Annotated in this window: 12 protein-coding genes; 2 read left to right on the top strand and 10 right to left on the bottom strand. The window is 36.0% G+C overall.

What is annotated here, in order from left to right; genetic code table 11:
• Nucleotide 1: 1 nt before the first annotated feature.
• Both lysA and EQM06_RS03940 read right to left on the bottom strand, forming a co-directional pair.
• On the bottom strand, nt 2–1,294 hold the full coding sequence (lysA, locus tag EQM06_RS03945; protein WP_128745097.1) for a diaminopimelate decarboxylase: 1,293 nt from the start codon (nt 1,292–1,294) through the stop codon (nt 2–4).
• A 90-nt stretch (nt 1,295–1,384) separates the two neighbouring features.
• A complete protein-coding gene (locus EQM06_RS03940) occupies nt 1,385–2,839 on the bottom strand; it encodes an amino acid permease (RefSeq protein ID WP_164914338.1) in 1,455 nt (484 codons plus the stop codon).
• 294 nt (nt 2,840–3,133) lie between these two features.
• Here EQM06_RS03940 and EQM06_RS03935 point away from each other — a divergent pair, with 294 nt between their 5' ends.
• Nucleotides 3,134–4,960, top strand: coding sequence for a sigma-54 interaction domain-containing protein (locus tag EQM06_RS03935; protein WP_164914337.1), 1,827 nt, complete (start codon nt 3,134–3,136; stop codon nt 4,958–4,960).
• A gap of 125 nt (nt 4,961–5,085) precedes the next feature.
• On the opposite strand, the gene EQM06_RS03930 is transcribed toward EQM06_RS03935, so the two are convergent.
• From EQM06_RS03930 to EQM06_RS03920, 3 genes are read right to left on the bottom strand one after another with little or no spacing between them, the layout of a single operon-like run.
• Nucleotides 5,086–5,844 (bottom strand): serine hydrolase, encoded by a 759-nt coding sequence (locus EQM06_RS03930; RefSeq protein ID WP_128745095.1) that lies wholly within the window; start codon nt 5,842–5,844, stop codon nt 5,086–5,088.
• 36 nt (nt 5,845–5,880) lie between these two features.
• Nucleotides 5,881–7,239, bottom strand: coding sequence for an amidohydrolase family protein (locus EQM06_RS03925; RefSeq protein ID WP_128745094.1), 1,359 nt, complete (start codon nt 7,237–7,239; stop codon nt 5,881–5,883).
• 25 nt (nt 7,240–7,264) lie between these two features.
• Nucleotides 7,265–8,659 (bottom strand): APC family permease, encoded by a 1,395-nt coding sequence (locus EQM06_RS03920; protein WP_128745093.1) that lies wholly within the window; start codon nt 8,657–8,659, stop codon nt 7,265–7,267.
• Between the two features lie 552 nt (nt 8,660–9,211).
• On the opposite strand from EQM06_RS03920, the gene EQM06_RS03915 reads away from it, so the two are divergent.
• Nucleotides 9,212–9,778: a M15 family metallopeptidase gene (locus EQM06_RS03915; RefSeq protein WP_128745092.1), complete on the top strand. Its 567-nt coding sequence runs from the start codon at nt 9,212–9,214 to the stop codon at nt 9,776–9,778.
• A gap of 105 nt (nt 9,779–9,883) precedes the next feature.
• On the opposite strand, the gene EQM06_RS03910 is transcribed toward EQM06_RS03915, so the two are convergent.
• The 5 genes from EQM06_RS03910 to EQM06_RS03890 all read right to left on the bottom strand — a co-directional run bounded on the left by EQM06_RS03910 (nt 9,884) and on the right by EQM06_RS03890 (nt 19,882).
• Nucleotides 9,884–10,681: a serine hydrolase gene (locus tag EQM06_RS03910; protein WP_164914336.1), complete on the bottom strand. Its 798-nt coding sequence runs from the start codon at nt 10,679–10,681 to the stop codon at nt 9,884–9,886.
• A 7-nt stretch (nt 10,682–10,688) separates the two neighbouring features.
• Nucleotides 10,689–12,488 (bottom strand): sigma-54 interaction domain-containing protein, encoded by a 1,800-nt coding sequence (locus EQM06_RS03905; protein ID WP_128745090.1) that lies wholly within the window; start codon nt 12,486–12,488, stop codon nt 10,689–10,691.
• 49 nt (nt 12,489–12,537) lie between these two features.
• Nucleotides 12,538–13,872 carry a Na+/H+ antiporter NhaC family protein gene (locus tag EQM06_RS03900; RefSeq protein ID WP_128745089.1) on the bottom strand — a complete coding sequence of 445 codons (1,335 nt, stop codon included), beginning with the start codon at nt 13,870–13,872 and terminating at the stop codon, nt 12,538–12,540.
• A gap of 413 nt (nt 13,873–14,285) precedes the next feature.
• Entirely contained in the window at nt 14,286–14,471 is a 186-nt protein-coding gene (locus EQM06_RS03895; protein ID WP_128745088.1) for a hypothetical protein, read from the bottom strand.
• Nucleotides 14,472–15,202: 731 nt separating this feature from the next.
• Nucleotides 15,203–19,882, bottom strand: coding sequence for a DEAD/DEAH box helicase (locus tag EQM06_RS03890; RefSeq protein ID WP_164914335.1), 4,680 nt, complete (start codon nt 19,880–19,882; stop codon nt 15,203–15,205).
• Between the last annotated feature and the right edge of the window lies 1 nt (nt 19,883).

The raw sequence follows: 19,883 nt of genomic DNA, 5'->3' as shown, positions 1-19,883 counted from the left end.
CCTACCAAAGTTCCTCCGTTGACTCCCTGCTAATGATATCTTCATAGCTTTGTCTGCGGATGATTTCTGTGGACTTACCATCTTTAACAAGCACAACTGCCGGAACAGGATTTTTATTATAATTACTTGCCATGGAATAACCGTAAGCTCCTGTTGTGAAAATCACCAGAATATCTCCTGCCTGTGCTTCCGCAAATTGACCGTCTTTAATTAATATATCACCGGATTCACAGCATTTACCGCATACGGTAATCGTATGGTCAGCAGGCTCATTCATTTTATTTGCAAGAGCTCCTCTGTACGCTGCCTGATATAAAGCCGGGCGGATATTATCTGTCATGCCGCCGTCCACAGAAACATATTTTCGAATCCCTTTAATATCTTTAATGCTTCCCACTTTATATAACGTGACTCCGGCTTCTGCCACCACACTTCTGCCAGGTTCAATTACTACTGCCGGTCTTTTTATGTTCATTTTTTGAGAAAATTCAATGATTCTTTCCATAATGGGATCTAAGAAGTACTCATATGATTTTTGTTTTTCATCTGTATAAGTAACTCCAAATCCACCTCCGACATTTAATTCTGTCACATCATAATTGAACCGTTCTTTAATATTTTTCACTAGCTGAAGCACCGTTTCCAACGCCAGTAAATGAGATTTATTGTCAAATAACTGAGAGCCCACATGAAAATGAATTCCTTTAAAGTTCACATAAGAGCTATTGATAGCCGCTTCAACGGCAGGATAGATAACATCATCATCCAGTGGGATTCCAAATTTAGAATCTTTTTTACCCGTCGTAATGTAATTGTGAGTATGACTGTCCACCCCCGGCGTAATTCGGTAAAGAACATCCATAGTCTTATTTTTTTGTCTGCATATGGATTCAATTAAATTTAATTCCTGCAGACCATCCACGATAATTCTTCCGATCCCATAGTCAATCGCAAGTTCCAATTCTTCTTTCAGTTTATTATTTCCGTTGAATTCAATCCTTTCTGCCGGAAACCCTGCTCTTATCGCGGTAAAGAGTTCTCCGCCGGAAACCACGTCCAGACACAGACCTTCTCTTTCTATAATTCTGCACATAGCTATACAGGAAAAAGCTTTTGCCGCATAAGCAGCTCTGGTATTTTCATACTTATTCAAGAAACATTCTTGTAATTTTCTGCATTCCTTTACAATGGCATTCTCAGAGTATACATACAATGGAGTCCCATACTTTTCTGCTAATTCGATTGTATTGCATCCATCTACATACAAAACATTATTTTTTATTTCTGATATCATACTATTCCTCCTAATATATTTTCGTATATGTAAGCTTTGATCTTATGTAATAAATTTAATAAACGCGTTTTATTATTTTCTTCTGATACTCTATTCCTCAACCCCGGATAAATCAGCGTCTTCTGGTTTTATGATCTTTGTTTTCTTAATGATTTTATAAGCAACATATAGTATCAGGAACAAAGGCAAACCAATGTAGGATACCAAAATGCCCTTCCAGTCTATTGTTCCGCCGAGAAAAGCTGCATAATTCTGTCCTAGAATTACAATGATGCATAACGCCATGGCAAAGATTGGTCCAAAGGGATAGAATTTTGCTTTGAACTGCAATTCAGACAAATCATGTCCTTGAGCCAGAAAGGCCTTTCTAAATTTGTAATGACAGATAGCAATGCCGAACCAGGTAATAAATCCGGCCAGGCCTGCGGCATTCACCAGCCATGCATATACAGTACCTTCTCCAATTTTGGTTGTCAAGAAGCATACCGCACCGATTGCTGTGGTCGCCAGCAAGGATATAACAGGAACTCCGCGTTTGTTCAGCCTGCTGAATATCTTCGGCGCTTTCCCTTCTCTAGCTAAAGCATATAACATACGGGAAGACACATAAAGTGATGAATTTCCGCAGGAAAGAATGGAGGTAAGAATCACCGCATTCATAACAGAAGCGGCCGCTGCTAACCCGGCTCTTTCAAAAATTAAAGTGAACGGACTGACAGCCACATTATCAATATCTCCCTTCAACAGATTCGGATCTGTGTAAGGCAGTAAAAAGCCAATAACAATGATTGCCCCAACATAAAAGAGCATAATTCTCCAGAATATGGTCTTAATCGCTTTCGGTACATTTTTTTTCGGGTCTTCACTTTCGCCGGCAGCTACGGCCACGATTTCAACGCCTCCGAATGAAAATCCTGCCACCATGAAAATGTTTACAAGGGATGCCCATCCCCCCACAAAAGGAGCATCTTGAAGGGTCCAATTGGAGAATCCGGGTGAATGACCGCCTAAAACCCCCAGAATCATTAATATGCCCACAACAAGAAAGATAATAATGGTGACTACCTTAATCCCTGCGAACCAAAATTCGCTTTCCCCATAGGATCTGGCTGAATAATAATTCAACCCAAATAAAAGAGCTAAAAATAATACGCAAATTAATAATTCGGACGCATCCGGCAGCCAAAACTTTATAACAATAACCCCTGCAACCAGTTCACATGCCACCGTAATAGCCCAGTTATACCAATAATTCCAGCCAAGTGCAAAACCAAGAGCCGAATCTACATACCTGGTTGCGTACGTTTCAAAAGAGCCGGCAACGGGCAGATGTGTGGCCATCTCCCCAAGACTTGTCATAAGAAAATAAACCATGATACCAATAATTCCGTAGGCTACTATCGCCCCTCCGGGTCCGGCAGTACTAAGAGAACTTCCCGTTGCTACAAATAACCCTGTTCCGATTGCTCCGCCAATGGAAATCATGACCATATGCCTTGGTTTCAGACTTCTTTGCATTTCTTTACTTTCCGTTTTAGAATCCATTTTTATACCTCCTGTAATAATGTTAAGAGATTCTTCTCTTATTTAATCGATAATATAAAAAGCAATTTTTATGCCAAAATAATTCTTTTGTATACATTCGGCTTACGTCCAGTGTTTTCAAGGCTGAATGGCAAAATTAGATCGTGCAAAAAAAATGATAAGTTCACAATAGTGAAATCTGTTCATATATGTGAACAGATTTCATTGATAGAGAAATGTATTGTTTTTTCTTTTCTTTTAAAGTATATTAATTATAATCATATCAAAATAGGAACTGAAGGAAAGGAATACACGATGTATAAAGATTTAGACAGTATTTCAATCGAGGAATATATTTTCGAAGGGGTTATTTTGATTGACAAAAATGGTACAATTATAAAATACAATTCTAAAGCAAAAGAAATTCTTGGTCTCACCGGTTATAATGCAACCTCCCATCAGGCTGGCAAATTGGAATCAGAAGATATTTTACTATTTGCAGATACTTCAGTTGGAGAGGATGATGGAGGCTTAAATACAAAAATCCTAAAAGCATATGGGGTTAAATATGATAAGCCTTTAGAAAAGAAAGGCCTTTTATATATAGGCAAAAAAGATGTAAAGAATTCCGTTCATTATTCAGTAATTGAATATAATGACAACAAAGCGCATGAACTTAAATGCAATATGGACGGACAAAAATTATACTGTGCCATTGATTATTATAATAAAGAAACTACCATTTGCGTAGACAGCAAAGAATACAAATTAAATTATATTCTAAATATTGCCAACGTAGTTATTATAAGAAATAAGGAACTTGCTTTTTATCAGATAAAAGGGTACACGGCGAGAAAAGAATCTCTGTTTGATATCATGTGCGGCATTCCTTTCAAGAAAAAAGATGGTATGTTTAATCTAGACGTAGAAGGAAAAAACATTTACAGCTTTCATGCAGAAAATTCATTAACAGTTGATTTAGTAAACTGTGCTTCAGGAAATTGTGACGGATATATTGAAAATAAATTGAGCAATATAAACGGTTTCACTGTAATGGCCTCCATTCATCCTGTCAATATCGGGGAAGAAAGATGTGGAGCCTTATTAACAATGTCTGATATTTCTATGCTAGAGAAAAATCAAAATGAATTAAATGCAGTGTTAAATGAACTAGAAAATCTAAAAAGACACTATCAAACCAACGATTTATTTCCTGAAATCATTGGTAGCAGTCTATCTATGAAAGAAGTTAAGCGTGTAGCAATGAAAGCCGCCAACAGTGATGCAAATATTCTTATTTTAGGAGAAAGTGGAACAGGAAAATCCTTTATCGCCAAAAAAATTCATGAAAAAAGTAAACGCAATAAATTTCCCTTTGTAGAAATTAATTGCTGCGCTATACCAAAAGAATTACTAGAAAGTGAATTATTCGGCTATGAAAATGGTGCTTTTACCGGAGCACGTCCGGATGGCAAAAAAGGTATTTTTGAAATAGCAGATGAAGGAACTGTCTTTCTGGATGAAATCGGTGATATGCCCCTAGAAATGCAGGCCAAGCTTTTATTGTTCATACAAAAGAGATCCTTTTACAGAGTTGGCGGAAATACAGAAATTCACGTGGATGTTAGAATTATTACAGCAACAAATAAAAATTTAGAAGATGAGATTAAGAATAAGCATTTTCGGGAAGATTTATTTTATCGGCTGTATATTCTACCCATTTATATAGAGCCCTTAAAAAGACATAAAGAAGATATAAGCCAGTTGATCGACTATAATATGAAAAAAAATAATGCCTCTCTCGATGAACATAAGGTTCTCTCTGTTCAGGCTAATAAAATGCTTCTTTCTTATAACTATCCGGGGAATGTACGGGAATTAGAAAATATTATTGAACGAGCCTTTGTTCTTTCGGAAGGAGAAGTCATCTATCCTGAACATCTTATGCTGAAACGGGCAGAAAATACAGCAGGCATCGATATCCGCGAAAAAACATTGGATAAATTGATGGCTGCTTATGAAAAAAAAGTAATCCTTGAAGCTTTGAAATTAAATGAACAGGACTATATTAAGACCTTTGAATATCTGGGAATTGGGAAAACCTGTTTCTATAATAAATTAAAAAAATATGGTATCAAATAAAAATGTTGAGGCAGAAGTCCCTTTAGCCGGGATTTCTGCCTCAACATTATTATGGATTCTTTTGACTGTATATTTTTCTCTATTTCTATATTTTCCGAATTTGATTTATAATCTCTTAAAATATCCTATTGCAATTGACAACATTGATAAGTCACATCCCGGATAATTTGTTCAAATGCAGGTACATCCGTTTCATTCGATAGAAAAACAATTACAAAAGGTTCCTTTGCATATACAATTCCAACATCATTAGTAATGCCATCATCATCCCCTGTCTTGTGTGCCACTCCAATTTCTTCAGGCAGTCTTCCCGGAATCTTATGGTTGACTTGCTGAGCCAGCAATGTTTCCGCAATTTTTTCAGAGACTTCCTCATTCACAAATTCTTTCCGATAGATTTTTTCTAAAAGCCTGCCAATCTCTTGGGGAACAACGACATTTTCTTTCCCCTGTGCCGCTGCCTCCATGTCAAACAGCAACCGGTTTACCCTTGTCTTTTCCAGGCCCATTATACGAAACCCTTCATTTAAGGCTTCTATACCGAATCTTTTTATCAGAACATTTGTTGCCGTATTATCGCTTATAGCAATCATTAAATTGCAGAGGGTTCGGATATCTACTGCCGGCTCATCCGTAAACAGCGTTAGAGCACCGCAGCTCGGTACCTTTTCACTGTTTTTAATCACAATTTTTTCTGCCATATCCGCCGTTTTTAGGGCGTCACGTCGTGATATCTCAGCAAAAATGGGCAGCTTTATAACACTTGCCGGTCTAAAAGTCTCATTTTCATTGAACTTAATTTCTTCTCCGGTAACTAAATTTTTATAATAAAACCCTACTTTTCCGTCCGCTTTCGATATTTTCTCTATTATTTCATCTCTCATAAAACTTTCCTCCTATGCTTTCTGAACTCTTTTCCGTTATTTACACCTAACCGTTCTTCCCAGACTATCACAAACCAATTTTCCTTCCGACACCGCTACTTTTCCTCCTATCAGCACATAGTCCATGCCAGCAGGGGGAAGCGCAGGCTGTTCATAAGTCGCCTGATCCTCAATGGTATCATAATTAAATACCACAATATCTGCATCGGATCCGATCGTTAAATTACCTTTATTTTTTAATCCCAAGCGGCTTGCCGGCATCTCTGTCATTTTACGAATGGCATCCATCAAAGGCAGCTTGCCTGTTTTAACGTATTTATTAATAAATCGCGGGAAGGTGCCAGCCGCACGTGGGTGACCCTGATCTCCATTTCGAATCCCATCACTTGCTACCATGATTTCAGGCTCCAGCATAGCCAGCGCGATATCCTCTTCCTTCATGAAGTACCCCACCGTCATGGTTTCCGGTGCCGTGGCTCTCAATTCATCAAATATAGCTTTCGTACATCGTTTTCCCGCATATTTCCCATCACAAATCAAAATATTGTTATAGTCGGAATCATACAGTTTCAGAAATCCATCATCATAAGTGGTTTCTCCAATAGCCGTACTGAAAGCGTCATAAGGATAACAATCACATTTTATATCAATCCCTTCCTGTTGATATTTTCTTATATCCCCAAGTAATTCTTTCATCTGCCCATATCCTCCCATACTCCCTATATGGGAGATTTGGACAGGCAGCTCTAATCGCTTTCCTACATCTGCCATTTCCTTTACCGCTTCGAATACGCGCTCCACATCATACCTGACATGTGCAGCTATTAATTTGTGACCGCTATTGCACAAGCTTGCCATTTTAGTCAATTCCTCACAGGAAGTCCCCGGTACATATTTTAACCCAAAGGAAATGCCAAAGCAACCTTCTTGCAAACACCTTTCACCATACTGATACATTTTCTCTAGGGTCTGCTGACTGACGGGAGAATACTTATCGCTTCTCCCGCAAGCCTTTCGTATAAAAGTGTGGCCTGCTAAAAGCCCAAGATTGGTTGCCGTACCTTCTCGGTCTAAAATATCCAAATACCGGGAAGGGTCCATAACATTATCTCCGCAATTTCCTCCGACAGCCGTTGTCACTCCCATTAGAGCCATTGATTTTGCAATGCTTTTATCCAATAACCCCTTCTCCTGATCATAGGGATCCTCATGCATATGTATATCGATAAATCCGGGACAGACCGTTTTTCCTTTTACGTCAATGCAGCAATCGGCTTGAGGAAGCTCATGGGTCAAATCAGCAATTTTACCGTTTCGTATCAAAATATTCAAATCTTCCTCCAAACCATTTAAAGGATCCACTACATGCCCATTTTTTATTAATACTGTTTTCATTTTTTAACCTTCTTTTTTCTAACTGCTACTCTATACTTTTTCCTGTATAATCTGCTCCGCCGTTTACCTTTTTAAAATACAAATATACAAAATATCCAACAAGTGGGATTACCAGCCCTATCAAGGAATTCATCGGATCGGTGATCAGCTGATTCACTAGCAGAACGCCAAATAGTATCAAAGTAACAGCAACTGTAACGGGTCCTCCCCATACTTTATAAGGGCGTTCCATATCCGGGTATTTCTTTCTGAATATTAAAACGGCGAAAATGGCTAAAGTATTCAAAGCCGCACTCGTAAATATTACCAGATCCGTCAGCTGCTCTAAATTTCTCAGTAGCACCATGATAATCGCTACAGCAGAAGATGCAAGGATAGCAGCAGAAGGTACACCGGTTACAGGATTAATTTTGGCAAATGATTTTGGAAAATAGCCATCCTTTGCCATAGCATAATAGGTACGCGGAAAAGTTAAAATATCTCCGTTTACCGTTCCAAGGATTCCTACTACCATGCCGATCAAAACAATCCAGTATCCAAAATTGCCCATCAGCCGATTTGCTACCTCATTGCCAAAATAAATATTTCCTGCTTTCATCATATCCGTAATTTCATTAGCCGGAATAACCTTATATATGGCAAAATTAAATAAAGTATATATAATCATAATAAAGCCCAGAGAAAGAATAATAGAAAGAGGAAGATCTCTTCTGGGATTCTTCATTTCTTCGGCTACGGTATTCAAATTCGTCCAGCCTTCATATGCCCATAAAGAAGCAAAGGTCGCATAGGCAATTATTGTAACCATACCTCCAAAAGTAAAGCCTGTGCTGTTGCCTGCCGGAACAAAGCTCAAATCTGGTGTTTCATTTCCTAAGGCAAGGCCTAGGGCAATAATAAGAATAATCGGTATGACTCGGACGACCATTGTAAAATTCTGAAACAAAGACGCAAATTTAACGCCTCGCAGGTTCAGTGCCGTAAACAATACTATTATAATGATTGCTAAGATCTTTACCGTCATTTCCCCTATTGCAAACGTACCGGCAAAGACAGTCACACAAGCTATTGCCAATGCCGCAATAGAGCCGGATCCGTTTGCCAAGAATAAACAGAATCCATTAATAAACCCAACCGCAGGATTATAGGCTCTGCTGAGATATGTAGTCATACCTCCCTGTACAGGCATAGAGGCTCCAAGCTCGGCAAAACAGAGCCCGCCCAGTATGGATACAATACCGCCAATAATCCAGCATATCAGAGCCAGCCCCATGCTCATATGGGTACGCTCTAATACATAGCTTCCAAGATAATAAATACCTGACCCGATTGTCATGCCGGCGACCAAGCTTATACCGCCAAATAATCCGATCTCACGTTTGAATTTTCCATTTCCAACAGTTGTTGATTTGTTTTCCATGATTATCTCTCCTTAACACAATTCATTTTCAATATGATTTTAAAATCAAGAAATCAATCCCTTCTTTCCTGAATCAGCTAGCATTTACTCTGAGTGATCATATACACATATTTTAACTTGTATATAATACTATTTCCCCCTGACAGATTTATAATATAAACTTGATGCATCTGCCATTAAATATAAGCAAATATTGTGCCAGCGGATAAAATACGGCGTAACCCCATGTCATCTCTTAAATGCCCGATATATTGTGTTGTATCTGCAAGCTTTAAGTTCACTTTTTATAACATTCAGTTCATTTTTTTGAACATCATTTATACGGTTCTTTCTATTTTAGCAGTATTTTTTAATAAAGCTTCAAAATACACAACTTTTTTTCTGTCCTGTTCTCAAGTTTGCAAGCTTGCTTATATGTATAGTAATTAGAAATAAAATGTTGGAATATTACATAACTCATGCTACCGGTTCATGCTTTACTCGTCTCCAAAAACCCATTTTGGCATAATCTTTGCTTTAATACAATATATATCACAACATGGAGGTACTTTAATGGAAAAAAAAGGAGATTTGATCAGACTATTGGACTTAGACTCAGACTTTATTATTGAATTAAAATATGCTACGCCGGATAACTTTACTGGTCGGATCATTTACGAATCAGGTGAATGCTATATAAATAAAAATACGGCGAAGCTCTTAATTGAAGCTAAAAATATTTTTAAATCAGACGGTTACTCCGTAAAAATATGGGATGCATATCGGCCCATTCGAGCTCAAAAGAAATTCTTTGAAGTATTACCGGACCCAGATTTTGTGGCAATCCCGCCGGACATGCATACCTTAAAAAACTTTAGAGCTACTCATTTGAACGGTCTTTGTGTAGATCTCACCTTGGTAGATAAAAACGGAAATGAATTAGAAATGCCTTCCGGATTTGATGATTTTACAGAAAAAGCAAGCCTGTCTTGTCCCGATATTTCAGAGAAGGGCAGAGAAAATGCATTATATTTGAAAAAGGTTATGGAAAAAGTCGGCTTTGAAGGTTATGACCGTGAATGGTGGCACTTTTATGATAAAAAAACACCCCCTACACCCTTTCTGGATTATCCCATATAAAAGAGGCTTTATCATGAATAGATTAACTTTCTTAAAGCCGTGTCCGCAGCAAATCAGCAGACACGGCTTTTAACTTCTGTTTCAATTTCTACTAAAATTCAGTTCTTATAAAGACTTTGAATGGTTAAAGCAAATCAGTGCCACATCTCGCATTACACTTTCGGCCTTTCGGGTATCTACATTGCTGGCACTCATACAAAGTACAAATGGCCTCTCCGAAAGAACGATACCCATATCATGTATGAGATTTTCATCAAACCCCGTCTGATGGGCAATACTGAGTTTTTCACTGAAATAGTAAGGGATAATATTGGTTCGCTGGTGGCGTTTAAGAAGCTCCAGCATCTGGCCGGAAGCCTTATTTGAAATAAGCTGTCCCAAATATAATTTTCTGAACATATCCGCCACCTCTTTTACTGAGTGATAATTGTCAATGCCCGCATTTATCTTATCCCAATCAAAAAAGGCTCTGTTAATAACCGTATCATTAAACCCGTTTTTTCTTAATGTTTGATTTATATTATCCTTTTGCACCATTTTTAATAATATATTGAAAGCTACGTTGTCACTGATTGTAATCATTAAATTGTATAAATCACGTACATTGAGCTCCAGACCTTCGTGAAGAAAGCTGAGCACACCATAAGTAGGCTCTTCGATCTGCAGCCCTTTATAGTATTCCGAATCCGCTTTTTTTAATATGTACTTATCTTCTTGGTTCAGCTTCCCTGATTCCAATTGATTAAAAACTTCTATAAGGACCATTAATTTAGCGATACCGGAAGAAGGAAAAAGATCACAGTTTCCCGCAAAACATCCCATCCCTGTGGTCAAATCAATGTAATCTATTCCAATATTGCCCTTTAGACTTTCCAGCCTGTCTTCAATTTTGTTCAGTATCATAACTCTTTTATTCCTCCGGATTACTCTCAAATTCTTCCAGTCCATATTTTTTTATCTTTTCAAACAGGTTCGTTCTTCCGATGCCCAAATATTCTGCAGTTTTAATTCTTTGACCGTTATACTTCTTTAAAGCCTCCTGTATAATCTTTTTTTCATAAAACTCTTTTTGTTTCTTATACGTTCCGCAAACTGTGTCATCTTCATCTATTTCTGCATCCTCGTCCTCCTGAAATTCAATGTCTTCCGGTAAAATTATCTTTCCGTCACACATAATGGCAGCTTTAGCCAAAACATTTTCAAGCTCTCTAATATTTCCCGGCCATCTGTACTTTCTCAGCTTTTCCATCGCCTGATTGCTCACCATCAGTGGTTCGATCTCGATATTCTCACAAATTTCAGGAAGGACATCATTTATAATCTCAATCAGAGCATCCTTTCTGCTTCTTAACGGCGGCAGTTCCACGGGAAATACATTGATTCGGTAATACAAATCCTCTCTGAACTGTTTTTCTTCTACTAATTTTTTCAAATTTCTATTAGTTGCCACAATAAATCGGACATTAATATTTATTTTTTCAGAGCCTCCGACCCGGTAAAAGGTCTTGTTCTGAATAACTTCCAATAGCTTCCCCTGCAGCGACAAGGGCATTTCGGTGATCTCATCCAAAAAAATAGTACCGTTCTGAGCTAATTCAAAATATCCTTTTTTCCCGCCCTTTTTGGCCCCTGTAAAAGAACCTTCTTCATATCCGAAAAGTTCACTTTCAATAAGCTGATAGGGAATAGCCGCGCAGTTCACATGGATAAAAGGAAATTTATTGCGCTTACTATTCTGATGAATCTCTTTTGCCAGGAAGGTCTTTCCTGTGCCGCTTTCTCCTGTAAGCAGTATGGTGATGCTGGTAACACAGGCTTTCTGCAGCAGGGATTTGATCTTCACCAGAGCACTGTCCTGCCCCCATAATCTGAATCCGGAAGCTAAGGTATTATTACTCAGGGAATACTCTGATTTGACTAATGCCCTATAGTAATTGGTTGCAGAACTCATGCACACCAGAAAATCTTGCTTTTGCCCGATATAATACTGATAAAAAAAATTTTCTCTTATCTTAATCTTATTGGCAAAAATATAAAAATGTTTGTCACTATCCTTTACGGCCATAAATGCTTGATGTTTTCTTGCTTCATGTAATGCGTACACAAAAGAGGATTGAAAAATATCCGTCTCCTTTATGTCTACCATAGAATAATCCTGAATTTGGGAATAGCCTAAATAAGGCTGACCATTTAAAACATTTTCAAGCCCCAATATCCTATGATTTTTACTGTAGTTAAAATACTTTATTCCGTCATCATTAAAGCAAAAAAGAGCATTCGTTTGAGCTCCCATACAAAAATTAAAACGTTGGTTATTTACCGTAATATGGATACTCCAATCTGCCGGATTATATGAAACCATTATTCTATTACAGTTAAAGATCGTATCTATCGACACGTTTTTACTCTCGTGAATCTTTTTATCTATACTTTTCTGTACGGATTGTATTTCTTCATTGTCATAAATTCCTACACTAATCAGTTGGGGCTTTACCTGGTCTATTCCGATTTTAGGGAGAAGCTTCTTTTCCTGCGGTATTAATTGTCCGCAGTTAAAATCAATGTATAAAACCAGATCGCCTTTATTAAAAGTCCCATCAGGATATGCAAAAACCCTGTCCGTCTTTAAGTTTAAATAAGATAATACTTTTCTTCCTAAAAAAATAATTTTGCCATCTTCTGCCGCTATAAAACTATTAGTCTTATCCATTTATATCTCCTCTACCATCAAACTGTTTATAGTTTAACATACCGGATTTTTAAACACAATCGATCTTCTTAACGATATTTTCTCGCAATTTTAAATAGAGCAAATTCCATAGAGGAATCATATATATGTATGTCAAATACGGTATACAGGCCGAATTTGTGCCTAATATCGTCATCGGAGTAAGCATCGCTACATTCCACGGGACCAGTGCCGATACCATTATAGCTGTATTCTCGAGATCCATGGCAGCATAGGAATTATCCAGTTTGTTTTTTTCGTATCCTTTCTTGTTCAGCATATAGGTAAGCATTACCGCAAAAGTCTGACTGCATCCTATAATTGCTCCAAACAGACTTGTAATGAATACATTTCTGAAAATTTCATATCTGGAACTCACATTTGAAGTAATCCGTTCTATATTGCTGAGTATCTCAGCCTCTTCCAATATTTCTGCAAAAGCGGAGGCCAAAAATACGACTAAAGCTGTTTTGAGAAGAGAAATGATTCCGCCGCCTTTTATTATGGGATGAAGAGGACTTGAGTCATCCATGCTGAACCCGAACACTATAAACTTTATACAGCTTAATACGGTCTGATGCTGCACGGTAATACTGATTATAAATGCCGCAATTATACTTAGCAGCATTAACTTTTTAATGTCCACCCTAAATATTGAGAAAATGAAAACGACAAGCACAGGAATCAATACAACCCAATTCAGGTTGAACTCCTTGAGTATCAGATCATGCATAATGTTTGTCCGCCCGTGAAGAAGATACCTTTGTGACACTGCCGTATAAAAAGCCACTGAAATTGCAAATGGAATGATGCTTGTCTTAAACATGCTTTTGATGTTGTCATATATATTGGTTTCCGTTATATAGGCAACAAAGCTGGCACTTGAAGAAACAGGGGAACACCTGTCACCAAAATAAGCGCCTGCAATGATTGCTCCGGCCGCAGCTGCTAAGTTCACATCGCCGCTTTTCGCAATAACCATTAGAGCTGCTCCGACAATGCCGGAGGTTCCAACCGATGTTCCTATTAAAAAGGATACAAAACAACTGATTAAAAATGACGATAAAATGAACAGATTGGGTTTAATTAATTCTATTCCGTAATAAACGATAGCCGGCACCGTACCGGAAGCTGTCCATATGGGAATAAGAGCTCCGATCATAATAAAAACTCTTATCACTACATAAGATTTTTTTCCCCCTCTGTATGCCATATTAAATATATCTTTAAAACTATATCCTCTTCTCCATGCAACTATAAAAAATAAAATTATTCCGGCAGCTAAAGGATACGCAAGAAAGATTCCCTTAAATGCACAGATTACTAGCAGTAAAAATGTCATGATAAAAGCGGCAACAAGATCCAATAGAGCCACATCCTTTCAGTATAGAAAATTACAACTTTACATATCATTATAACAGCAAATATTATATATTATATTTCAATTTTTTTTTATGTATTTTAGGTATTATAAAAATACTCTTGAGAAAACTGCAATTTCTCAAGAGTAAATAGGTTGATATATAGTATTAATTTATTGTAGCCGATTCAGGCCTATTGTCATCTATTTTTTTAACAGATGATAGCCTAGTTGTGAAAGGCTAAAAAGTAAAAAAATAGTTATAAGATTTTTTGAAATTATATATCCATCTACTGCAAGAATATACGATTCAGAGCGTATTAAATTAGTATTAAATAGGAATAATAACGTAATAAAAATGCTTAACCCAATTAATGTGTACCCTAATACTTTTGTGTGTTTCATGGTGCTTTATCCTCCTAGTAATCAAGCAGTTTATATTCTGTGTCCACATTTAAAGTCGTATTGTCTGTTGTTAAAACTGTACTAGTACCATTTACATTATTAATAGGTGTAGATTCTTCAATAACTCCGGCAAAAACCATTGAGCTGTTTCCCATTATCATTATAACAACTAAAAACAAACCTAAAATTCTTTTTTTCACACTTTGTCTCCTTTACAGAATTTATTTTTTACAATAACGGATGAATCGGCTAAATAAACTAGACAGCTTTTTAAAAAGCAAATACTGCATAACTTTGCATACACAGTATATCATAAGCGATTGTTATAATATGTCGAATTTTTCACAAATTAAAATTTAATATTTTAAACTGTTCCTACTTAGTAGTGATAATTGTCATCAGCCGGCCATAATAAAACCTCCAAACGAAGTAATTTCTTACATCTGTCTGAAGGTTTTCATTTACCTATTCACAATAAATGACAGTGGGAAAGTAAGTTTGGACTAAACATATCACAGAAGTATTAAACTTATATTCAATTTTTTATTTTTAGGAAAATAAGTTTGGACTAAATATTATTTTCACCCAATATTTTCCTAATTTTTAGGAAAATAAGTTTGGACCAATTGATTAAGCATTTTAAAATTTTATATTATATAATAATTTTTTTGTTATGTCCAAAAAACGAAATAAGGACATCTAGATGTCCTTATTTTTCTTATATTTTAATTTTTAAAAATGTATCACTATTCAATTTTTTTAAATAGAATCTGCAAACTTTCCGGTTCGTGTTCATTTTTTCTCGAAAATGTTAAATTTTATTATAAAATATCATTTTTTTAATATTTTGCAATACAATTTTTATTAAGATTTTCGTAATTTGTTTAATCATACCCTCTGATAAAAAGGAGATACTATCATATTCTAAAACTCATACGCCTATTTCACATAATATTTTTTCAATAACTTCTTTTGCATAAATTCTTCGAAGTCTGCTATGATGCGCCTGGTTATAATAATTTCTCAAACAATTATAGCAGGATGTATTTTCATCACAGCACTGCTGCGAGACCTTATTATGCGCTGAACGAAGTGAATTGATAATTGCAGCTTTATTCATAAGTCGCTTTACATGCCCTGCACCACCTGGCACATTGTCATATAATAGAATATCATAACTATGTTCTTCCAGGTTTAATTCCAAAATACCATCAATATCATTTCTTTCTATGCCAAGAGCATTGCTTACACCTTCCAGAAAAGCGTACATAAATGACAACGCCCTAGAATAGCTTGTCACATCTATTGAATCTAGAAGTGGAATCGTAAATCGTGCTACATCCGTCTGGAATCTATGACCAAGCTTTAGCTGTTCTAAATTTTCATTCTGACAATCAAACTGTCTAAAATTCTTATGCTTCTTTAATAATTCAGGTGTAATAACTTTTCTCTTCATAATATCACTGTAGCCGCATATTGGACACATATAAAACCCAGATTTATTCATAACAAGAAGTTCATCATCTGTACTAGTTTCTATCGTGAACGCTTTTCCAATTTCAAGGCGATTCTCATCCTTAATGCCACCACCAAGATACGATACCTCTCCTGCATAAGAACGTTTTGGCTTCATACGTGTACTTTCTTTTGTAACACCAGTTTTAAAACCGTTGATTGGTTCAATAAAAAACTCTGACCGCTCTGCTACAATTGATTCTCCACAGTACTTGCATTTGCTAGCTGTTCGTGTACTAACATAAACATTAATTTTCTTGCAATTAGGACAAGTACAAAAATAATGGCGCGGAAACTGTGATGCTTTTGGTAAGGAAATATATTTCGATGTATATTTTTTCCCATCTACAATAACTTCCGAATCAGGTGCATACTCCGATAATCCAATCTTCAAATCACGATTCAAATCATATCTATTATCTAAAACACCTTCTTTGTAAATTTGTAACTCAACGACATCAACTGGGAATCCATACTTAGGAATAACGCAGTATTTTGATAATGAATCAATCACTTTTTCTTTATGAAGCTTTTCAATCTGTCTTGCATAATAATCTGCTTCTTGGTATTTCTCTTCTGTTAAGGCGTGTTTCTTTGCTTCCTCATATTCTTTTGCTATATCTCTTATACTTTCGACAAAATGTTCCATCTTCTCATCATTTCCATTCATTTCATCAAACCACTTGAAATTATGATATTCTGCATAGACACTTTCAGGTAAAATTTTTTCATTAATATAGCAATTCAAGTCCTCAGGATGATTTGCTACATACTCCTTAAATCGTTCAACTCCGTCACCAAAAACAAGACCATTAATTGTGTTAAAATAACTTGGGTTCTGCCTAAAGAAGAATCCTAAACAAGTTGTCATCAAATGACGTACAATAATTTTCTTGTTCAACACATTAAAATACGGAGGATTTATAACTCCTGATATCATTTTCTCTGGTGCCATAAAATATGTAAAATCATGTGAACCAGTGCCACAATAAGTGAGTATATATGCAGCACTCTCTTTACGCCTTCCAGCACGACCTGCTCTCTGTACATAGTTGGCTGGTGTAGGCGGTACATTTCGCATGAATACTGTTTCCAAATCACCAATATCGATACCCATTTCAAAAGTAGTAGAACAACTTAAAATATTGATTTTTTTATTCTTAAAATCTAACTGATATTTCTTTGCTGTTTTTCTATCTAATTGTGCAGTATGTTCTTTAACTACAATACTTTCAATTTTTTTATGTTTATACTGTTCCCTATAATAATTCGTTGCAAAAGCTACATCAGGATCCACTTCACTCAAATTGCCATCACACTTGTCCTGAACACATACATTATGTACATTATAAGGCGTTAACCGTCCACACTTTGAACACTGATAATACTTGGATCTTCTATAATTCTTTATACAATACTGACTAACATCTATCTGATATGCATCCTTGGTATCGTGTTTCTTCAGCAGACCACTTTCCACTGCCAAATTATTGAAGATAATATTCAAAACATCTTTAGCTTCTGTATCATCACAAGCGCAAACTCGTTCTATATATCTCACAACCATATTCTCTTTGCCGTTTACCGGCAAAAAACTTCTAGTATTCTTAATCGCCTTAGGGCTATTAAACATGACATAATTGTCAAATCTTCTATATTCCAAATACTCCATTTTTTCGTCTGGAGTCAAAGTAGATTTTACATAGTTAATCGCCGGTGTTAGTTTAAAAACACCAAACACTACCTGAATAATTGTTTCTAACTCAGTTTTATTGATATTATACTTTCCAAAAGCTTCCTCTACATCTTCTTCATCAATGTTGTCCATAATATCCGAGAGGTCCAGATCAAAATAATATAATCCCAAACCTTCTCCATCATATGCACCATCAATACGAAGTAAATCTATAAGTAGCGCAATCCAGGCATTCTTATGTGTAGTCAAATCATTTGGGAACAAATCTTTTGTTTTAATTATTGATGTCAAAAAAGCCGCTAGCTCATCAATTGGAATATCTCTATAATTTTGTTCTTCAATAATTTCCCATATCAAGCGTTTTTGCAGCAGTCTTACCTGATTCGAATCCAAAAAGGCTGCTGCAAAACTTGCCTGCTGTCTGCTATCTGAAAAAGATAAGAATTGCTTTACTTTTGCATTTTTTGTTACAGTTTCCTTTTTAGTATTCATTTTCAAAGACAGTTTTCCAGGTTGTTTTATCTCTAATTCTCCCTCGTCAATAGCTTCTAACAAAATCTGTGCAATTAAAGAGGTTCCTTCATCTTTACCAAGGTTCAGACTCTTAACTACACCTGACTGTCCTTTATGTCCACAACATGGGCACTGGTTAATATTATTAAATACTGTTTCACCTTCATCATCCTTGGATTGAACTACTCTATAAATAATAAATTTGAATTCATCACCACATCCACATTTTTTTGCATTTAAGTTGCCAGCTGGATGAATTGCACCGCATTTTGAGCAAACTGTAAATTCTTTTAAAATTGACTTATCTGTTTTCTCCTCGTTTACAGCATTTTCCATGAGGAAATAATCTAATTTTACAAATTCATTATTTCCATAGTTCTCGTAAATATCAATTTCTTTATTTTGGAACAAATAATCAAGCTGATCCACTTCATTATGCTGAATTTTTCCAATAATATATGGTGAACTACAATACCTGCAATTACCAACTTCAAATGCTTTTAACCCCTCGATCATATTTGTTTTTGTAAGACCTAATCGTTGTTCATTTCCTAATGTTATATACGCCCCTGATAGTGGCCTAACAAAAGAGTGGTATTTTAAATCAAATAATCCAATACCATTCTTTTCGGCCAGATTAATTAAGTCAATAAGTACAATAAGTTGCTCTGTTGACAAAGTGTCACCAACTTCCTTATGTATCTCATTAAAATTTTTACTTTCATTCTTTAAGAAATTATAAATTCTGAAAACATTTCCATCTCTAGCAAGAAGTTCATATAAGCAGGTTCGAATATCTGTTACAGGAATCTTTAAATACTTCGTGCAAAGCTGGTTTACTGTATCCAAATTATCGATATTATCTTTTATTTGCAAATAATCAGTACCATCAACCCTATATTGAATGCTTGATGCTTGTAGTAGAATTCTCTTTGAAAAAATAATATCTTCAACCTCAAAAGTAGCTGAGGTAAGACTTCTTGCAAAATCCACAATTTCTTTTTCAGACTTCCCCTGTTCTCCTAATGTAGCACTGGTAAGTATAAATCTTGGTTTCTTTTCAGCCAGACCTGTCAATCTTCGCATTAATAAAGAAAGCTCTATTCCCAATGATCCATAATAAGAATGGGCTTCGTCCAAAACAACATATTTCCAATTGTTCAATATGTTTGGTTCAAATATTGCATAATCATTTGGCCTGATAAGTAAATATTCCAGCATAGAATAGTTCGTAAATAAAAGATGTGGAGGATTCTCCCTTATTTCCTCTCTGGATACAAGTTCATTGTCTGGGATAAAAGTATCATTTTCTTCACCATACTTTACCCTATAATTCTTTGCAACAGATTCTTTCGTGTCACCTGTAAAGAATCCATATGTAATGTCTGGGCACTGAGTTAATATTTTCCTAACACGATCAATTTGATCATTTACCAATGCATTCATTGGATATAAAAAAATTGCTCGAATCCCAACCTCTCTATTTCCTTGTTCTATGTCACTCATCAGTTCATTTAGAATGGGATAAAGAAAACTTTCTGTTTTTCCTGATCCTGTACCGGTGGTAATAATTGCACTTCTACCTGCACCAATCCTGCGGATTGACTCTTCCTGATGTGAATACAGGGATCTCTCAAAATTGATATCACCTAACTTAGAAAAAGACTTACAAACCACTCCCTCATCCATAAGCTCATTGAGGCAATGCCCTCTCTGAAATGGAAGATTTAAATCTACATATGGACCTTTGAACAGTACCTCACTGTTCAGCCGATCTTCAAAAAGTTTCTGCAGTTTCCCATTTCCAAATTTGAAGGAAGACCTCAGATAATCTTTATATCTATCGTTTATATATTTTGATCTTTCAATCGAATTTAATTTGCGCAAT

Source organism: Aminipila luticellarii, assembly GCF_004103735.1.
In the GTDB taxonomy this organism is placed as follows: Bacteria; Bacillota; Clostridia; order Peptostreptococcales; family Anaerovoracaceae; genus Aminipila; species Aminipila luticellarii.
The sequence above is the reverse complement of the archived record's forward strand: the minus strand, read 5'-3'. Positions and strand labels throughout refer to the sequence as shown.

Bases quoted from the DNA above. Each gene is read 5' to 3' on its own strand.
- lysA (WP_128745097.1), bottom strand. From the start codon at position 1,294: ATGATATCAGAAATAAAAAATAATGTTTTGTATGTAGATGGATGCAAT.
- EQM06_RS03940 (WP_164914338.1), bottom strand. From the start codon at position 2,839: ATGGATTCTAAAACGGAAAGTAAAGAAATGCAAAGAAGTCTGAAACCA.
- EQM06_RS03935 (WP_164914337.1), top strand. From the start codon at position 3,134: ATGTATAAAGATTTAGACAGTATTTCAATCGAGGAATATATTTTCGAA.
- EQM06_RS03930 (WP_128745095.1), bottom strand. From the start codon at position 5,844: ATGAGAGATGAAATAATAGAGAAAATATCGAAAGCGGACGGAAAAGTA.
- EQM06_RS03925 (WP_128745094.1), bottom strand. From the start codon at position 7,239: ATGAAAACAGTATTAATAAAAAATGGGCATGTAGTGGATCCTTTAAAT.
- EQM06_RS03920 (WP_128745093.1), bottom strand. From the start codon at position 8,659: ATGGAAAACAAATCAACAACTGTTGGAAATGGAAAATTCAAACGTGAG.
- EQM06_RS03915 (WP_128745092.1), top strand. From the start codon at position 9,212: ATGGAAAAAAAAGGAGATTTGATCAGACTATTGGACTTAGACTCAGAC.
- EQM06_RS03910 (WP_164914336.1), bottom strand. From the start codon at position 10,681: ATGATACTGAACAAAATTGAAGACAGGCTGGAAAGTCTAAAGGGCAAT.
- EQM06_RS03905 (WP_128745090.1), bottom strand. From the start codon at position 12,488: ATGGATAAGACTAATAGTTTTATAGCGGCAGAAGATGGCAAAATTATT.